Origin of the sequence: Allobosea sp. NPDC003192 (assembly GCF_050275675.1) — a bacterium.
Classification (GTDB): Bacteria; Pseudomonadota; Alphaproteobacteria; order Rhizobiales; family Beijerinckiaceae; genus Allobosea.
In genome coordinates this window covers 87,102-101,803 of the sequence record NZ_JBNNPK010000004.1, presented here as the reverse complement: position 1 = coordinate 101,803, position 14,702 = coordinate 87,102, and the positions used below count along the sequence as shown (strand labels likewise).

The 14,702-nt window shown below is 64.8% G+C and carries 18 protein-coding genes; 14 read left to right on the top strand and 4 right to left on the bottom strand.

The window, feature by feature from the left end; translation table 11 throughout:
• Positions 1-8: 8 nt before the first annotated feature.
• The 4 genes from iolE to ACQKLX_RS07430 all read left to right on the top strand — a co-directional run bounded on the left by iolE (position 9) and on the right by ACQKLX_RS07430 (position 2,955).
• Entirely contained in the window at positions 9-908 is a 900-nt protein-coding gene (iolE, locus tag ACQKLX_RS07445; RefSeq protein ID WP_427360885.1) for a myo-inosose-2 dehydratase, read from the top strand.
• 13 nt (positions 909-921) lie between these two features.
• Positions 922-1,740 carry a 5-deoxy-glucuronate isomerase gene (gene iolB / locus ACQKLX_RS07440; RefSeq protein ID WP_427360884.1) on the top strand — a complete coding sequence of 273 codons (819 nt, stop codon included), beginning with the start codon at positions 922-924 and terminating at the stop codon, positions 1,738-1,740.
• Between the two features lie 4 nt (positions 1,741-1,744).
• Positions 1,745-2,494, top strand: a complete 750-nt coding sequence (locus ACQKLX_RS07435; protein ID WP_427360883.1) for a hypothetical protein — start codon at positions 1,745-1,747, stop codon at positions 2,492-2,494.
• A gap of 182 nt (positions 2,495-2,676) precedes the next feature.
• On the top strand, positions 2,677-2,955 hold the full coding sequence (locus tag ACQKLX_RS07430) for a hypothetical protein (protein ID WP_427360881.1): 279 nt from the start codon (positions 2,677-2,679) through the stop codon (positions 2,953-2,955).
• 17 nt (positions 2,956-2,972) lie between these two features.
• Here the strand turns inward: ACQKLX_RS07430 and ACQKLX_RS07425 are convergent, their stop codons facing one another.
• On the bottom strand, positions 2,973-3,605 hold the full coding sequence (locus ACQKLX_RS07425; protein ID WP_427360879.1) for a hypothetical protein: 633 nt from the start codon (positions 3,603-3,605) through the stop codon (positions 2,973-2,975).
• Positions 3,606-3,680: 75 nt separating this feature from the next.
• Entirely contained in the window at positions 3,681-3,887 is a 207-nt protein-coding gene (locus tag ACQKLX_RS07420; RefSeq protein WP_427360877.1) for a hypothetical protein, read from the bottom strand.
• Between the two features lie 250 nt (positions 3,888-4,137).
• Between ACQKLX_RS07420 and ACQKLX_RS07415 the strand changes: the two genes are divergently transcribed.
• Entirely contained in the window at positions 4,138-4,593 is a 456-nt protein-coding gene (locus tag ACQKLX_RS07415) for a hypothetical protein (protein ID WP_427360875.1), read from the top strand.
• A gap of 65 nt (positions 4,594-4,658) precedes the next feature.
• Here ACQKLX_RS07415 and ACQKLX_RS07410 read toward each other — a convergent pair whose 3' ends face one another.
• Together ACQKLX_RS07410 and ACQKLX_RS07405 are read right to left on the bottom strand one after the other, a co-directional pair.
• On the bottom strand, positions 4,659-6,050 hold the full coding sequence (locus ACQKLX_RS07410; protein WP_427360873.1) for an amidohydrolase family protein: 1,392 nt from the start codon (positions 6,048-6,050) through the stop codon (positions 4,659-4,661).
• Between the two features lie 150 nt (positions 6,051-6,200).
• A complete protein-coding gene (locus tag ACQKLX_RS07405; RefSeq protein WP_427360872.1) occupies positions 6,201-7,058 on the bottom strand; it encodes a LysR family transcriptional regulator in 858 nt (285 codons plus the stop codon).
• 290 nt (positions 7,059-7,348) lie between these two features.
• Between ACQKLX_RS07405 and ACQKLX_RS07400 the strand changes: the two genes are divergently transcribed.
• The 9 genes from ACQKLX_RS07400 to ACQKLX_RS07360 all read left to right on the top strand — a co-directional run bounded on the left by ACQKLX_RS07400 (position 7,349) and on the right by ACQKLX_RS07360 (position 14,312).
• Positions 7,349-8,569, top strand: a complete 1,221-nt coding sequence (locus ACQKLX_RS07400; RefSeq protein ID WP_427360870.1) for a tyrosine-type recombinase/integrase — start codon at positions 7,349-7,351, stop codon at positions 8,567-8,569.
• A 141-nt stretch (positions 8,570-8,710) separates the two neighbouring features.
• Positions 8,711-9,664, top strand: coding sequence for a hypothetical protein (locus ACQKLX_RS07395; RefSeq protein WP_427360868.1), 954 nt, complete (start codon positions 8,711-8,713; stop codon positions 9,662-9,664).
• Positions 9,665-9,822: 158 nt separating this feature from the next.
• The gene (locus tag ACQKLX_RS07390) at positions 9,823-10,011 is read left to right on the top strand and encodes a helix-turn-helix domain-containing protein (protein ID WP_427360866.1); all 189 of its coding nucleotides are present in this window, start codon (positions 9,823-9,825) and stop codon (positions 10,009-10,011) included.
• 201 nt (positions 10,012-10,212) lie between these two features.
• Entirely contained in the window at positions 10,213-10,524 is a 312-nt protein-coding gene (locus ACQKLX_RS07385; protein ID WP_427360864.1) for a winged helix domain-containing protein, read from the top strand.
• Complete coding sequence (locus ACQKLX_RS07380) at positions 10,521-10,844, top strand: hypothetical protein (protein WP_427360862.1); 324 nt, start codon at positions 10,521-10,523, stop codon at positions 10,842-10,844. The genes ACQKLX_RS07385 and ACQKLX_RS07380 overlap by 4 nt, the downstream gene beginning before the upstream one ends.
• A complete protein-coding gene (locus tag ACQKLX_RS07375) occupies positions 10,841-11,092 on the top strand; it encodes a transcriptional coactivator p15/PC4 family protein (RefSeq protein ID WP_427360860.1) in 252 nt (83 codons plus the stop codon). Before ACQKLX_RS07380 ends, ACQKLX_RS07375 begins: the two co-directional genes overlap by 4 nt.
• Positions 11,092-13,221 (top strand): AAA family ATPase, encoded by a 2,130-nt coding sequence (locus ACQKLX_RS07370; protein WP_427360858.1) that lies wholly within the window; start codon positions 11,092-11,094, stop codon positions 13,219-13,221. The genes ACQKLX_RS07375 and ACQKLX_RS07370 overlap by 1 nt, the downstream gene beginning before the upstream one ends.
• Before the next feature lie 144 nt (positions 13,222-13,365).
• Positions 13,366-13,689: a hypothetical protein gene (locus ACQKLX_RS07365; RefSeq protein WP_427360856.1), complete on the top strand. Its 324-nt coding sequence runs from the start codon at positions 13,366-13,368 to the stop codon at positions 13,687-13,689.
• Positions 13,686-14,312, top strand: a complete 627-nt coding sequence (locus ACQKLX_RS07360; RefSeq protein WP_427360854.1) for an AsnC family protein — start codon at positions 13,686-13,688, stop codon at positions 14,310-14,312. Before ACQKLX_RS07365 ends, ACQKLX_RS07360 begins: the two co-directional genes overlap by 4 nt.
• Positions 14,313-14,702 lie beyond the last annotated feature (390 nt).

Here is a 14,702-nt window from a genome sequence, read left to right as displayed (position 1 = left end):
AGGACGACATGCCTATCCGTATCGGCGCCAACCCCATCGGCTGGTCGAATGACGATCTGCAGGACATCGGCGGCGCGACGCCGCTCGAAACCTGCCTGGCGGAAGCCCGCGAAGCCGGCTTCGTCGGCATGGAGCTCGGCCACAAGTTCCCGCGCGAGCCGAAAGCGCTGAAGGCGGCGCTCGATCCCTTCGGCATGGCCTGCATTTCCGGCTGGTATTCGGCCGAGTTGCTGACCCGCGATGCCGATGCGGAGCTGCGGCGCCTGCGGCCCCATCTCGACCTGCTCAAGGCGATGGGCTCGACCGTGCTGGTCTTCGCCGAGACCTCGAACGCGATCCATGGCGACCGCAGCAAGCCCCTGTCGCAGCGGCCGGTGATGGCCGATGAGGATTGGGCCGAGTTCGGCCGGCGCGTGACCCAGGTCGCGGAGCAGACGCTCGCCGAGGGGGTCAGGCTGGTCTACCACCACCACATGGGCACGATCGTCGAGAGCGAGGCCGATATCGACGCCTTCATGGCGGCAACCGGCGAGGCGGCTCACCTCCTACTCGACACCGGCCATGCCACCTGGGGCGGGGCCAACCCGGTCAAGCTCGCCGAGCGCTATCGCGCCCGGATCAGCCATGTCCACGCCAAGGACGTGCGCAAGGGCGTGATGGAGCAGGCCCGCCGGGAGGATTGGAGCTTCCTCGACGCCATCCTCGGCAAGGGCAAGGAACTCGGCGTCTATACCGTGCCAGGAGACGGCATGGTCGACTATCCCGCCGTGTTCAAGGCGCTGCCGGGCTATTCCGGCTGGGTCGTGGTCGAGGCCGAGCAGGATCCCGAGAAGGCGCATCCGCTCACCTATGCCAAGAAGGGTGTCGCCCATCTCAAGCAGAGCCTGAAGGAGGCCGGGCTCGCCTGAGCCCGGAACGGTCATGTCGAAGCTGCTGGTCAAGCCGCAGGCGCCCGATGCCGAGGGGCGCATCCACGAGGTCACGCCCGAAACGGCCGGCTGGGAGCATGTCGGCTTTGCCGTGCATCGCCTTGCCGCCGGGCAGAGCCTGTCGCGTGAGACCGCGAACAGGGAGCATTGCCTCGTCCTGCTCTCGGGCAAGGTTGCAGCCAAGACAGGGGAAGAGGATTTCGGCGTGATCGGCGGGCGCTCCTCGCCCTTCGAGCCCGATCCGTGGTCGCTCTATGTGCCGGCGGGTTCGGAATGGAGCGTCACGGCGCAGGGGCCGTGCGAGCTCGCGATCTGCTCGGCGCCGGCCAAGGCGGGAGCGCGGCCAGCCCGCGTCATCGGCCCTGCGGATGTCGGCTCGCTGACCCGCGGGGAGGGCAGCAACACCCGCCATGTCCGCAATATCCTGCCGGAGACGGAAGCCGCCGACGGGCTGCTCGTCGTCGAGGTGATCACACCCTCGGGCTGCTGGTCGAGCTATCCGCCGCACAAGCATGATCAGGACAACCTGCCGGCGGAATCGCTGCTGGAGGAGACCTATTATCACCGCCTCAATCCGCCGCAGGGTTTCGGCTTCCAGCGCGTCTATACCGACGATCGCTCGCTCGACGAGACCATGGCGTTCTCGGATGGCGACGTCGTGCTGGTGCCGAGGGGCTATCACCCAGTCGGCGCGCCGCATGGCTATGAGCTCTATTATCTCAACGTCATGGCCGGGCCGAAGCGGATCTGGAAGTTCCACAACGACCCCGCGCATGAGTGGATAACGACCCCGCGCATGAGTGGATGCTGAAGGCGTGAGCGAGGCGGCCGGGATCGACCTGATCGGCGACAAGGATCTCGCTTATCTCCGTAGCCGCACGGCCTTCGTTGCCGGCGCTGGGATGACGCTCGACGATGGCTATCGCCTGGCGCATCTGCCGCTGATCGATCCGGCCCACCCCAAGGCGATCGCACGCAAGGACGGCACGCATTACGACAATGGCCGGCACCCGCCGATCTATTCACTGGTGGTGCCGACGCTCGGCATGCAGGAGGCACTGGCCTATCGCGAGCTCGAACAGGAGCTGCGCGAGGCTCCGTTCGCGGGAAAGATCGCCTGGGACATCGTTGCGAGACGGCAGGCCAAGCTGCATGCGACGGTGTGTGGTTCGCTCTCGATCGAGACTCCACCGATGATCGACCCAGTGGCTCGCGAGGTGCTGTCGCGCATCGGGCCGGTCACCATGGAACTGCGCGGCCTGTTCTCGGGAAACGTCAATCGTGGCCGGCTCTATCTGCGGCTCTATCCGGAGCGGCGCGACGGCCAGAATGCGCTCCATCTCCTCCAGCGGGCGCTCGGGCGGCCGACCAGCGATCTCTATGTCGTCGGCATCTGGAACCTGAGCGACGATCTCGACGTTGCTGAGGCGGCGGCGCTCGCAACCCTCGTCGAGCGCTGGTGGGACAGGCCGATCCTGCGTTTCACCGCCGATCGGCTCTGGTTGATGGGCGCGCGTGACGATCTGGTGCTTGATTCCGAAATCGTCGAGACGCTGAGCCTGTAGTCGAGATGCTGAGCCTGTAAGAGGGCGGGTGGCCGAAGCACAGCGTTCCGGCTTGCCTTGCCGGCCCGACGGGTCTACCTCGCGACCATAGCTTTCTGCCGCCGCTCGCGCGGCTCCGCGATCCTCTGGCCCCGCCATCAGCGCCGCCGCCGGATGGGTCGCCCAACCGACAGGATCGAACCATGGCCCGCAAGAAATCGAAGCCGCTCGACGCCGCCTATGTGCTGTTCGACGTGTTCTACGAGGATGGCTCGCGTAGTTCCAACCGCCGGGTGCCGAGCGAACTTCTCGGCGGAATCGACGGTGACGATCCCGCCCTCGATGCGATCCAGGAGCAGGACCGCATCATCGCCGAGAAATCGGGGCGCCGTCCGCTCGCGATCAGGAGCCTGGTGCGCGCCGGCGAGGCCGAGAAGCAGGCTGCCCGCCAGGCGGAGAAAGCCTCGCGCCGGACGGGCTGAGTCTGCCAGTCAGTCGATCACCGCTTGGCCCGGCGACGGGTGGCTGGTTGTGATGGGCTGCCGTTGCTCAGCAGCGAGCCAATGACATAGAGCGCCAAGCCGACACCGACGACAGCTGCCAACGGCTCACGTTCGCCGCGGCGCATCAGCATCTGCCCGCCTTCACGGGCGTAATCGCGGCCCATGTCGAGATAGTCCTGCCCGCGCGCGGCGTAGTCGCGGCTGCGGTCGAGTTGCTCGCGGCCGCTGCCGACGAGATCGCGTCCCGCGCGCAGCGCCTGGTCGCCATAGTCGCGCAGCATCCGGCTCCAGCCCGAAGTGTCAGGCTGCCAGCTCGAACGACGGGGCGTCATCGCCCAGGCCAGCAGGCCGACGCTGAGCGCACCGACCGCGAAGGCCGCGAGCGGATGCCGGTTGACGGTTTCCACGGCCGCTTCGCCGGTCTCCTGGGCATAGCGGCCGGCATCCCGCAACGTGTCGCGTGGGTCGATCTCGGCCAGTTTCTCCCTGGCCCGGCCATAGCCGTCCTTGACGGTCTCGGCCGTGCGGTTGGCGAGGTCCGCGGCCCGCGCCGCGACGCTGCCCGTCGCACGGTCGATCTCGTCCTCGTTGGAGGGCACGTCCGGCGGCAGGCGCTTGTCGTTGTCCATCGTTCGACTCCGTGGGCTCGAATAGCTTCATGGTCGAAACGAAGGAGCGGCGGCAGGGTTCCGCCGCCAAGAGGATTAGCGTGTGGCGCGACGCGTGGCGCGGACGACCGTGGGACCACTGACAGCACCCACGGCTCCGCCCGCGACTGCGCCGATCGGTCCGCCGACAACTGCGCCCGTCCCGGCGCCGACCGCGGCGCCGCCGACGCGCTGCTCGACCGTCGAGCAGGCGGCAAGGCCCAATGCCATAACGGCGAGCCCGGCGAGGATGGATGTCTTCATGATCTGATCCTCCGTATTGACCGGAGTTTCAAACGTCTGACCAGCCCAGAAGTTGCCGCAAGGCAATGGCAGAGATTTGCGTCGTTGGTTAAGCTCGCCGCGGCGAGTTCGACTCATCGCCTAGAGCAGGATGCGAAAAAGTGGGAACCGGTTTTTCGCATGAATCCTGCTCTAAGCCTCTAGAATCGATCACCTTTTATGATTTTGGATCGATACGATCCAAAATCATCGTGATCTAGGGAGACTGCACATGAAGACGCTTCTGTTCTCCACCGCCCTCGCTCTGATGACCATGGGTCTTGCTGGCGCGCCGGCCTCGGCCCTGACCATGAAGGAGTGCAGCGCCAAGTATCAGGACGCCAAGAAGGCGAACACGCTGAAGGGTCAGAAGTGGAACGATTTCCGCAAGGCCAACTGCGCCGATGACGACGCCTCGGACAATGATGCGGCCGCGGCGGTGACGGATGCTCCGGCGACGACGCCGGCCGCGACCACACCGGCCAAGCCCGCCGGCAAGGCCAAGGCCGCCGTGTTCCCGCGGACGGTCTCGCAGAAGTATTCGAACGAGACGGCCGGCAAGGCGCGCCTCAAGACCTGCGTCGACCAGTACAACGCCAACAAGGCGGCCAATGCCAATGGCGATCTGAAGTGGATCGAGAAGGGCGGCGGCTACTGGAGCCAGTGCAACACCAAGCTCAAGGGCTGAGCTGAAGACCGCACGGTGCGCCCGGATGCCGGGCGCACCATCACTTGGTTGAGCGTTGCGAAGCCTCAGGCCTTGCTGACGCTGCCATAGACCATGCGCCCCTGATGGAAGGTGGCGCTGCGCGCCGGCACGCGCGCGACCGCTTCGGCCGAGCAACTGGCGCCGACCAAAGTGAAGCCGGCGGTATCGCCGACCTTCGGCCAGGCGCGCTTGCCCTCGTCGTCGAGCGGCAGGATGCCGCCGGTGGCGATGGCGAGCGAGCGCGACAGGCGGAACTCGTCGGAGTTGCGGTAGACCTGCGCGTAGAAATACGACCGCTCCAGCATGTCGCCGCTGCCGAAGGGCGACCAGTGGTCGATGACGCTGTCGGTGCCGGTCATCACGAAGACGCCCTTGTCCTGCATCTGCGGCAGCGGCATCGTCAGGGCGCCGAGCGGCACGGTCGAGGCGATCGTCATCTTCTGAGCCGAGAGGCGCTGGATCGTCTCGGCCTGCAGGCCGGGCGCCATGGTCGCGAGCGCAAAGCCGTGGCTGATCGTCACCTTGCCGCGCAAAGCCGGGTTCTTCTCGACGGTGTCGATCATGTAGGTGACGGCGGCAGCGCCGGACGGGCCGGTCTCGTGCAGGTGGATGTCGACGCCCTTGCCGGTGTCGAGCGCGATCTGGAACATCGCGTCGAGCGACTTCTCCATCGCCCTGTCGACATTGGTCGGGTCGAGACCGCCGACATAGTGCGCGCCCATCTTCATGGCCTCGCGCATCAGCCCGTCGACCTTCGAATGCAGCAGGCCGTGCTGCGGGAAGGCGACGATCTCGCAGCTGAAATCGTCGCGGTGCTTCTCGAGCGCGAGGAGCAGGTGCTCGAGGCTCTTCAGACCGCTGACCGGGTCGATGTTGCAATGGCTGCGGGCGGTGGTGGTGCCCTTCGACTGCAGGAGATGGATCAGGCCTTCGGCGCGCTCCTGCGAGGTCGGCAGCAGCGTCGGGATCAGCTTCTCCTCGAGCGCGATCATGTCGATGATCGTCTTGCCCTGGCGCGGGCGTGGCGCCTGCCAGGGGCCGCCATAGAAGGTCTTGTCGAGGTGGATGTGCATGTCGCGCATCGCCGGCAACGCGAGCTGGCCAGTGGCGTCATAACGCGGCAGCGTGGCGGAGAGGCTGGCGCCGGCCGGATGAAGCGCGGCGATTGTCCCGTCCTTGATCTCCAGCGTGTAGAGCCCGGTTCGGGTGCCGACCACGATCTCGCCGTCATAGTCGAAGCCGTCTTCGAGCCGGACGCCGCCGAGATAGTAATGACGGTCGGTCAGCGTGGTGACGTCGGCCCTGGCATCGTCCTTCCCGGCCTTAGCCGGCGCGGCCTCGGCACTGCCGGCCAAGCCGATGATCGCGGCGCTGGTGGTGAGCTGGCCGGTCTGCATGAGAAAGCCCCTGCGGCTCTGGTGCTGCACGCTGCCCATGGTGTTTCCCCGATCTGAATGTGAGCTTGTGGCTCCGCTCTACGGGAGGCTCGCGCGCATTGGCAGCGATCTTTGCCCATGATGATCATTCGATTCGGCAATGATCAATCTGTTCAAGCCGATAGCCAGGAATGCGCGGCAGAGATCGCGCTATGGCTGCAGGCCGCAGAAGGCGGCCAGCTGCCCGGCGAGGGCTGTTGTCGCGTCGGGGGCATTGTCACGGTAGTAGAGGGCGAGCTCGAAGCCGGTCACCTCCGGCAGGCACTCCGCCGTGCCCAGCACACGGTGGCCCTGCTGTCGGCAGCTCGCGGGAAGCAGGGTCAGGCCGAGACCGGCGGCGGAGGCGGCGGTGAGTGCGGCGAGACTCGTGCTAGCGTAGCTGACGCGCCAGCGTATGCCGAGGCCGTCGAGCGCCTCGCACAGCTCCTCGCGGTAGAGCCCGTTCAGCGGGAAGACGGCGAGTGGCACCGGCGCGCGCTCGATCGCGGGATGGGCCAGGCTGTCGAGCCAGAGCAGCGGCTCGGGTCTGGCCGCGCGCGGCGGCTGGCGGCGGCGCTGCTTGACCAGGACGAGGTCGAGCTCCTCGCGCTCATAGGCGCTGTAGAGATCGGCGCTGAGGCCGCTGGTGACGTCGAGGCGCAGATGCGGCTCCGCCAGGCTGAACTGCGCCAGGAGTCCGGCGGTGGGCACAGTGAAATCCTCGGGCATGCCGAGCCTCAGCACGCCGTCGCGCCAGAAGCCGGTCAACGCGTCATGCGCCTCTTCGTGCAAAGCGAGGATGCGCCTTGCATAGCTGAGGAGCCGCCCGCCTTCCTCGGTCAATTGCACCTGGTGCGGATTGCGCTCGAACAGCGGCTTGCCCAGCATCTCCTCCAGCCGCCTGACCTGCTGGCTGACAGTCGATTGCGACAGGGAGACCCGTTCGGCGGCGCGGGTGAAGCTCATGCTGTCGCAGACCGCAACGAAGCTCTGCAGCAGCTGCGGGTTGAACATCGGGTAGCGGGTCATCGTCGCGCTGCCGGGCGGGTCGGGCCGATTGGCTGATAGTATGCGGCGCGACCATCTGTGGCCAAGGCGAAACCATCGCTCAAGGCGTTTCGGCAGAATGACTTTGGGAGATCAACGATCAGTCGTTGGACCTGGTGGAGCTGAGGTCCACCACACTAAACTGACACGGCGCGTCAGAACCTGCCTTCTGTGTACAGGTTCGATCTATGTCCCATCAAGTTCTTGCCCTGTTCTGTCAGTCTGTGCCACACAATGACTGTCGCCTGTTGGGGTAAAAGTTGGGGTAGCCGATGGCGCGAGCCGTCAAGAAGCTCTCAGCACGAACCGTCACGACGCTGACGAAGCCGGGCCGCCACAGCGACGGTGATGGGCTCTATCTCGTCGTCGATCAAAGCGGCGCCCGGCGCTGGCTCTTCATGTTCCGCTGGCAGGGCAAGCTGAAGGAGATGGGGCTGGGCGGCGTGTCTGCCGTTAGCCTGGCGGATGCGCGTGACAAGGCGGCTGCCGCACGGAAGCTGCTCGACGCCGGTGTGAACCCGATTGAGGCGCGGAAGGCTAGACCGGTCGCCATACCGACTTTCGGCGAGTTTGCCGATGATCTGGTGAAAGAGATCGGGCCTGGCTTCCGAAACGCGAAGCACCTCTGGCAGTGGTCGCACACGCTAAAGACTTATGCGGCACCCATTCGAGGGCTGCCGGTTAATGAGGTTGGAACCGAGCATGTCTTGGACGTGCTCAAGCCACTCTGGACGACGAAGCAGGAGACGGCGTCGCGGCTGCGAGGGCGGATCGAGCGCGTGTTGGACGCTGCCAAGGCGAAAGGTCGGATTGCGTCTCCGTGGGAGAATCCGGCTCGCTGGCGCGGCCATCTCGACAAGCTTCTACCTCGGCGCAAAAAGCTCCAGCGAGGGCACCACCCGGCTATGCGCTATCAGGACGTGCCCGAGTTCATTGGCGAACTGCGGCAGCGGGAGGCGGTGTCCTCACTGGCCCTTGAATTCCTTATCCTCTGCGCCAGTCGGACGGGCGAGGTCATCGGGGCGAAATGGCCTGAGGTGGATCGCAAGGCGAAGATCTGGACGATTCCACCCGAGCGTATGAAAGCGGGCAAGGAGCACCGGGTACCGCTGACGGAACGCGCGCTCGTGCTTCTTGACGAGGCCGAGAAGGTGAAGGCGAGCGAGTACGTGTTTCCAGGCCAGCAGAAGGGCAAGCCGCTATCGAACATGGCGATGGCGACACTGCTCAACGACCGGATGAAAAAGCTGGACATCACCGTTCATGGCTTCAGATCCAGTTTCAGGGATTGGGCCGGCGAAACCACATCGTTTCCGCGCGAGGTCACAGAGGCCGCACTCGCGCATTCGGTCGGAGACGAGGTCGAGCGCGCCTATCGCCGCGGCGATGCGCTGGAGAAACGCCGCAAGCTAATGGACGCTTGGAGCAAATATATTAACTCGCCGAAGGCGAGGGACGGCACAATCACGCAGTTCCGCAAGGTGGCGGGGTAGCGATCGAGACGGGCGGGGATAGGCCGGCCAGCCGAAAAGCCGAGGCGCACCACTCGGTTTCCCCGTTCTAACTTCAGGTGCTGTCGCGAGGTGCGACGCATGACACATCCGGAATATCTATGGGCAGGCCAAGGCTGGCCCATGACAGACGATGACCATGAATTTCTAGTGCCGGCATTCAGTCGCATCGGCCGACAGATCCATGGCGACCAATGGAGAGACGATTACCCAACGCTAAACCCGTTGGCGGTGAAGGCGCAGCGCGTCGAGGAAGCCACACCTGAGGAGCGCGCGTGGGCTCATCGGGTCCTTTGTGCTCTTTTTCCTGACTCCTATAAAGAGGACTTCGAGGAGCCGCCGCCACCGCCGCAAGCCGTTGGGCTGCTTGGGGCGCTTGGTAGTGGCCTCCCGCCTCAGCGCTACCTCGGATCGGCTATCGAATCCGAAGGCGCTCCGGAGCGCCCGCCTGGGTGGTGGTTCTCCCAATCGGATTGGGAACGTTTCCGCGCTGCCGTTCACTACCAGAACGAAATGCAAAAACCCAAGATTGCCATGGTCGACACTGCGGCCCGCTGGCTCTTCAATCGGATTGTCCGTGGTGAAATTGTTCCGTTCGTCCAACACGCACGGGATGGGGGCGGGTGGTCTCCGACCACCGCCGATGACTGGCGTATGCCAAGCCCGGAACGTCTTAGGATGCGCATTCAGCGCTGCATGATGGTGCCTGGGCGCTCTGCCGTGCCTGCTGGAACGCACTGGATTATCATCAATAAGGCCGAACTCTCAGCGGCGATCGAGAAGGAACAAAACAGCGTCAACGGTTCCGCTCCGCCTATCCAAAACGCTGAGGTAAACGTGGTTGACGATGCGGCAATCGCTCCCAAGGAAGCGGCTACCGCGAGTGCAAAAGGCAAGGAGCTTGTGGCGCTCGCGGCGCTTTCGGCGCTTTACCCTTCGGGCTTCAACGGGGTGGCCGAAAGAGACAGGAACGATGCGGTTAGGGGCTGGCTGGGATCTAACAGGCGAGGGGTGACAATCGGCGATCGGCTGATCTCTTCAGCCGCGACCCGTTACCGGGCTGGGGAACGGGCCTGATCAAGGCGGCGCAGATTGGCGCAGAACCGCGCAATCTCGCGCAATGCGCCACTTTGCGGCCCTCTGCGGCAAATTTCATGGCCCCATCCGGTCACACCACGGCGCTCCTGGGCAATACCGCCTACTAGGGGCCGACTGGTGGGATTGGAGCCCATCAGATGCAGAAGGCAGCATACACCATTGCGGAGGTGGCCAAGCAGAGCGGCCATTCGTCCCGCGAGATTTACCGCAAGCTGAAGGCCGGCAAGCTCACTGCCCGCAAGTCGGGGCGTAAGACGCTGATCCTCGCCGACGACTTCAAGGCCTGGCTTGCATCGCTTCCCGCCGCCGAGTTGGAGGCCGCGTGATCTGATGCGGCTGCAAAACGAAACCCGGCGCTGTGGGGGCGCCGGGCTCGCGAAGGCTTCATTCCTGGCCGGAATGCCTAGCGAAGATACCATCCCCGCAGTTCTCGTCAATCGTCTCCAGCGCCGGTTCGGTCTTTCCGAGCTGCACGCCCTGACGGTTCTCCGCCTCGCCTCTCTCGGGCCGAAGGAGGGCCGCTGACGATGGCAAAACGCTCTTACCCCAAGCTGGTCGCCCGCATCGCGGACGGCCCCACCATCGCCGTCAACGGCCGCGAGGCCCTGACGCTTCTCGCGCTGATCGAGCGCGGCCCCAAGGGCGTGACCGGCGTCGACTTCCCCGGCGGTCCTGCCTATCGGTTGGCCGCCTACGTCGCGGACCTTCGCGGCTTCGGAGTCGGCATCAAGACCGAATCCGAGAGCCACGGCGTCGGCCACCATGCTCGCTACAGTCTGACAATGGCCGTCGAAATCGTCTCGGTTGACCGCGGCGACATGGTGGGGAGGGCGGCATGAGCGAATCTGTCGCTGATCTGCGCGCCCGCATCATCGCCGGCATTCTCCAGCACATCGCGGAAACACCGGCACCCGTCAGCTACACCGAGGTCTTCCGCCGCACTTTAGCTACGACCGGGCTGGCCGAGGAGGAGTCCGGCGAGGACATTAGGGATGCGATGTCCTGCCTGATCTTCGCTGGCACGATCCTGTGCAGCGGCTTCGACCGCGACAAGGCAGAAGTCACCTACTCCGCCGACACGGACATGGTGCTTTGCCCCTGGCTGCTCCGCTTCGTGTGGAGCGAGCGACTGGCGGATGCCGATGGGGGTGGCGCATGAGCGGCGCCCTCATCGTTGTGGCCGAATGGCCGAAGAATGACCGGGAGGTCGTGCGGGTCGTACTCGATGAGTACAACGGCCATCCCCTCGTCAATGCTCGGCTCTGGTTTCGGGGCGATGGTGGCGAGATGCGCCCCGGCAAGGGGCTATCGGTTGGCATCCGGCATCTGCCGGCGCTGGCCGAGGCCTTCAGTCGGGCGCTCGCCATAGCGACCGAGCAAGGGCTGATCAAGGAGGGCGCCAATTGATGTCCCTCCCCAACATTGCCAAGGCGTTGGGCGGCATCGTCACCGGAGGTCAGGTGCTCGCACCTGGCCCCGGCCACAGCGCCAAAGACCGCAGCATGTCGGTTAAGATCGGCGAGAGCGGCAAGCTCATCGTTCATAGTCATGCCGGCGATGACGACATGGCGTGCAAGGCCTATGTCGAGCGCAAGCTCGGCATCGTCTGGCAACCGGAAGGTCACCAGCATGACACTGGCGCTTTCGAGCGCATGCAAGCTCGGGTGACCAAGCTTAACGGCCATGCTCAGCCGGATTCTCGACCCATTGACAAGCGTCAGATGCAGGCGCTTCGCATCTGGCAAGAGAGCCTCGACCCTCGCGGTACGCTCGCCGAAACCTATCTCGCTTCTCGCGGGCTGGAACTGGCGGACGGCATTGCGACGACGACGCTGCGCTACCACCCCGATTGTCCATTCGGCGAGGGCACACGCCACCCCTGCCTGGTTGCGGCTTTCCGCTCGATCGAGAGCGGCGAGGTCGCGGCGATCCACCGCACGGCACTGACGCCGGACGCGAGGAAGATCGATCGGAAGATGCTCGGGCCGGTAGTCGGCGCCGCCATCATGTTCGGGGATCTGGACGCGGAGCGCGGCGCTCTTGCCGTTGGTGAGGGCATCGAGAGCGCGCTGTCTGGCCACGGTATGGGGTTCGCCCCTACCTGGGCCATGGGATCGGCCGGCGCCATAGCAAAGCTGCCGGTAGTGAATGGCGTCGACACGCTCACCATCCTTGGTGAACACGATGCGGCCAACGCCTCGGCCGCGCGAGCATGTGGCGTGCGCTGGCGCGATGCCGGGCGCGAGGTGCTGATCGCCCTGCCGAAGCCTGGGCTCGGGAAGGACACGAACGACGCCTGGCAGGCTCGGAAGGGCGACAGCGACGACGTGCTCGACTTCCGCGAGTTCGGGGCGGACGAAGAAGTCACCGAGCCGAATGATGCCGGGAATCCCGCCATCAAAGCGACGCCCTTCGTGCTTATGGACCCGAGCACCATCCCGACGCGCAAATGGCTCTACGGCCGGCATTATGTGCGCCGGTTCGTCAGCACGACGGTTGCCCCGGGCGGACTCGGCAAGTCGTCGCTGGGCATCGTCGAAGCGCTCGCCATGGTGACGGCGCGCGATCTGCTCGGGGTGAGGGTGCGCGAGCCGCTGCGAGCCTGGTTGTGGAACGGCGAAGATCCGCGGGACGAACTGGACAGGCGCATCGCGGCAGCCTGTCTGCACTACCGGATCAGTGCGCCCGATATCGCTGATCGACTGTTCGTCGACAGTGGTCGCGATCTGCCTATCCGCATTGTCGAGATGGCGGCCGGTCAGCGGACCGTCGTCGCCGTGCCAACCGTCCAAGGCGTCGAGCAGGCTATCCGCGAGAACGAGATTGATCTGCTCGTCATTGATCCGTTCGTCGCGAGCCACGGGGTACCTGAAAACGACAACGGCGCAATCGACCGTGTCGCCAAGACCTGGGCCGGCATCGCTGAGCGCTGCAACTGCGCGATCGAGCTGGTGCACCACGTCCGCAAGTCCGCGAGCGGTGCAGAGGGCTACACGGTCGAAGACGCCCGCGGCGGCTCCTCATTGATCGGCGCCGTTCGGAGCGCTCGCGTTCTCAACGCCATGTCGAAGGAGGAAGCGGAACGGGCTGGCATTGAGGAAGGGCATCGCCGGCTGCATTTCCGGGTAGACGACGGCAAGTCGAACATGGCCCCGCCCTTGGAGCGAGCCAACTGGTTCAAGATGATCAGCGTCGGGCTCGGCAATGGTCGCGGGCTGGAGCCCGAGGACAACGTCGGCGTCGCCACTGCCTGGGAAATGCCGGGCGTGCTCGACAGCGTCACGGCCGACGATTGCGAGCGCGTCATTGCCATGGTGCGCGCCGATCCGGCCTACCGGCACGACAGCCGGGCCAGCAACTGGATCGGCTTCGCGATTGCGGATGTGCTGGGCCTCGATGTGGATCGCAAGGCGGACCGGGAACAGGTCAACCGAGTGCTGCGCATCTGGATCGACAACGGCGCTCTCGCGATCCAGCGCCGGCAAGACGAACAGCGAAAGATGCGGTCGTACATCATCCCCGGAAAGACAGCGTGAGGAGGCTGCGCCAGTCGCGCTTTCTGACTGGCGCACGACTGGCGCAAACCGGCGCAAAATCTGCGCCAGTCAGTCACCCCTTTAGGGGGACTGAACTGGCGCAAGTGGCGCAGCCGACTGACTGGCGCAATCACTGGAGCAGACATGTCGAACGAACCTGATTTCAAGAACCCGAACCGAGAGCCCGTCATCTCGCTCATGGACCTCGCCCGGCTGATCGATGAGGAGCAGGCTGAAGGATATCACGATGGCGCAGAGGGATTGCCCTGCGGCGGCAATCGCAGCCGGTCCTATTGGCATGGCTGGCGGAACGGCGCTCGCGACGGAGGCCACCGCGATCGAAATGGCGACTTCTGGGATAGCATGCTGACCAGCAACGTTGTCCCCGGCGGCGCCGGCATCGCCAGCTTGGGCGAGCGGATCGAGGCCTGCCGCAAAATCCTACGAGATGCGGGAGAACTCGCGTGACGGTCGCCTGGGATCTGGAAGGAAAGCTGAAAGCCGCTCTCGCCCCTGTCGAGGTGGAGGCCGGCTATGGAATGACGGATCAGCCTTGGACCTGCGGGTATGCTGGTTGGACCTTTGGGCAACCAGTGACGCCCAGCCTTCTCGATGCGTTGAATTCAGCTCATCGAATGCCAGGCAATCTCGCTGCAGCCTGGACAGAATATTGCCATTGGCAAGACCTGAGCCAGGATAGCCCCGCACCGCACGTCTCTGCACGAATGGCAGGCTTGGAGCACTTCATGGATACGATGCCGGATGCTTCGGCCTCTGGCATCGCGGCTAGGCTCGAATGGCTCGCCCACCTCGCAAAGCTCGATCACTATCGCACGAATGCCGAAGACGCAGCGCTAGCGGCTCGTCTTGCCGCCGATTTCCAAGAGTTCACGGCGGCTGTCCAATCTGAGCGGTCGGCTGACCGGGATGCCGTAGACAGGCGCACTCAGGCAGACTGTCGAGCGGAGGTGCTGTCCATCTTGAGCACGTCTCCAGAGCTACCAGATCGCGAAATCGGCCGCCGCATCGGCGTGAGCCCGCAAACCGCTTCTACCTGGCGCAAGAAGCTGAATGGAGGGTGCCTAGCTTGAGCAGGAGGTGGGCAAAAAAATAAGCTCAATACCGCAGTTTTTGTGCGCCCCGATCGGCAGGCTCAATACCGCAAACGTGACGCATGAAAATTCGGGCTCAATACCTCAGTTTTTATGCTGCGCGTTTGGTAGCCGTCCATTTTGGACATCTGCCGATACCGCGCGTTCGCTCTCTCAGCGACACACGACGCTCTGTCCCCGCATGGCGCAGCTCGACGGTATGCGCTCATCGGCAGCCGGTGGATATGTGCCCTCTACACCCGCCGGCACATAGGTCGATCCATCGCTTTGCATTGGATCGACGCCCGCAGGCCCCGACATGCCGGTAGAGACACAACCCGCTAGCAGGATGCAGCACGCGGCCACGAAAAGCTTCGTCATCAAGAGCCC

Bases quoted from the DNA above. Each gene is read 5' to 3' on its own strand.
- iolE (WP_427360885.1), top strand. From the start codon at position 9: ATGCCTATCCGTATCGGCGCCAACCCCATCGGCTGGTCGAATGACGAT.
- iolB (WP_427360884.1), top strand. From the start codon at position 922: ATGTCGAAGCTGCTGGTCAAGCCGCAGGCGCCCGATGCCGAGGGGCGC.
- ACQKLX_RS07430 (WP_427360881.1), top strand. From the start codon at position 2,677: ATGGCCCGCAAGAAATCGAAGCCGCTCGACGCCGCCTATGTGCTGTTC.
- ACQKLX_RS07425 (WP_427360879.1), bottom strand. From the start codon at position 3,605: ATGGACAACGACAAGCGCCTGCCGCCGGACGTGCCCTCCAACGAGGAC.
- ACQKLX_RS07420 (WP_427360877.1), bottom strand. From the start codon at position 3,887: ATGAAGACATCCATCCTCGCCGGGCTCGCCGTTATGGCATTGGGCCTT.
- ACQKLX_RS07415 (WP_427360875.1), top strand. From the start codon at position 4,138: ATGAAGACGCTTCTGTTCTCCACCGCCCTCGCTCTGATGACCATGGGT.
- ACQKLX_RS07410 (WP_427360873.1), bottom strand. From the start codon at position 6,050: ATGGGCAGCGTGCAGCACCAGAGCCGCAGGGGCTTTCTCATGCAGACC.
- ACQKLX_RS07405 (WP_427360872.1), bottom strand. From the start codon at position 7,058: ATGACCCGCTACCCGATGTTCAACCCGCAGCTGCTGCAGAGCTTCGTT.
- ACQKLX_RS07400 (WP_427360870.1), top strand. From the start codon at position 7,349: ATGGCGCGAGCCGTCAAGAAGCTCTCAGCACGAACCGTCACGACGCTG.
- ACQKLX_RS07395 (WP_427360868.1), top strand. From the start codon at position 8,711: ATGACAGACGATGACCATGAATTTCTAGTGCCGGCATTCAGTCGCATC.
- ACQKLX_RS07390 (WP_427360866.1), top strand. From the start codon at position 9,823: ATGCAGAAGGCAGCATACACCATTGCGGAGGTGGCCAAGCAGAGCGGC.
- ACQKLX_RS07385 (WP_427360864.1), top strand. From the start codon at position 10,213: ATGGCAAAACGCTCTTACCCCAAGCTGGTCGCCCGCATCGCGGACGGC.
- ACQKLX_RS07380 (WP_427360862.1), top strand. From the start codon at position 10,521: ATGAGCGAATCTGTCGCTGATCTGCGCGCCCGCATCATCGCCGGCATT.
- ACQKLX_RS07375 (WP_427360860.1), top strand. From the start codon at position 10,841: ATGAGCGGCGCCCTCATCGTTGTGGCCGAATGGCCGAAGAATGACCGG.
- ACQKLX_RS07370 (WP_427360858.1), top strand. From the start codon at position 11,092: ATGTCCCTCCCCAACATTGCCAAGGCGTTGGGCGGCATCGTCACCGGA.
- ACQKLX_RS07365 (WP_427360856.1), top strand. From the start codon at position 13,366: ATGTCGAACGAACCTGATTTCAAGAACCCGAACCGAGAGCCCGTCATC.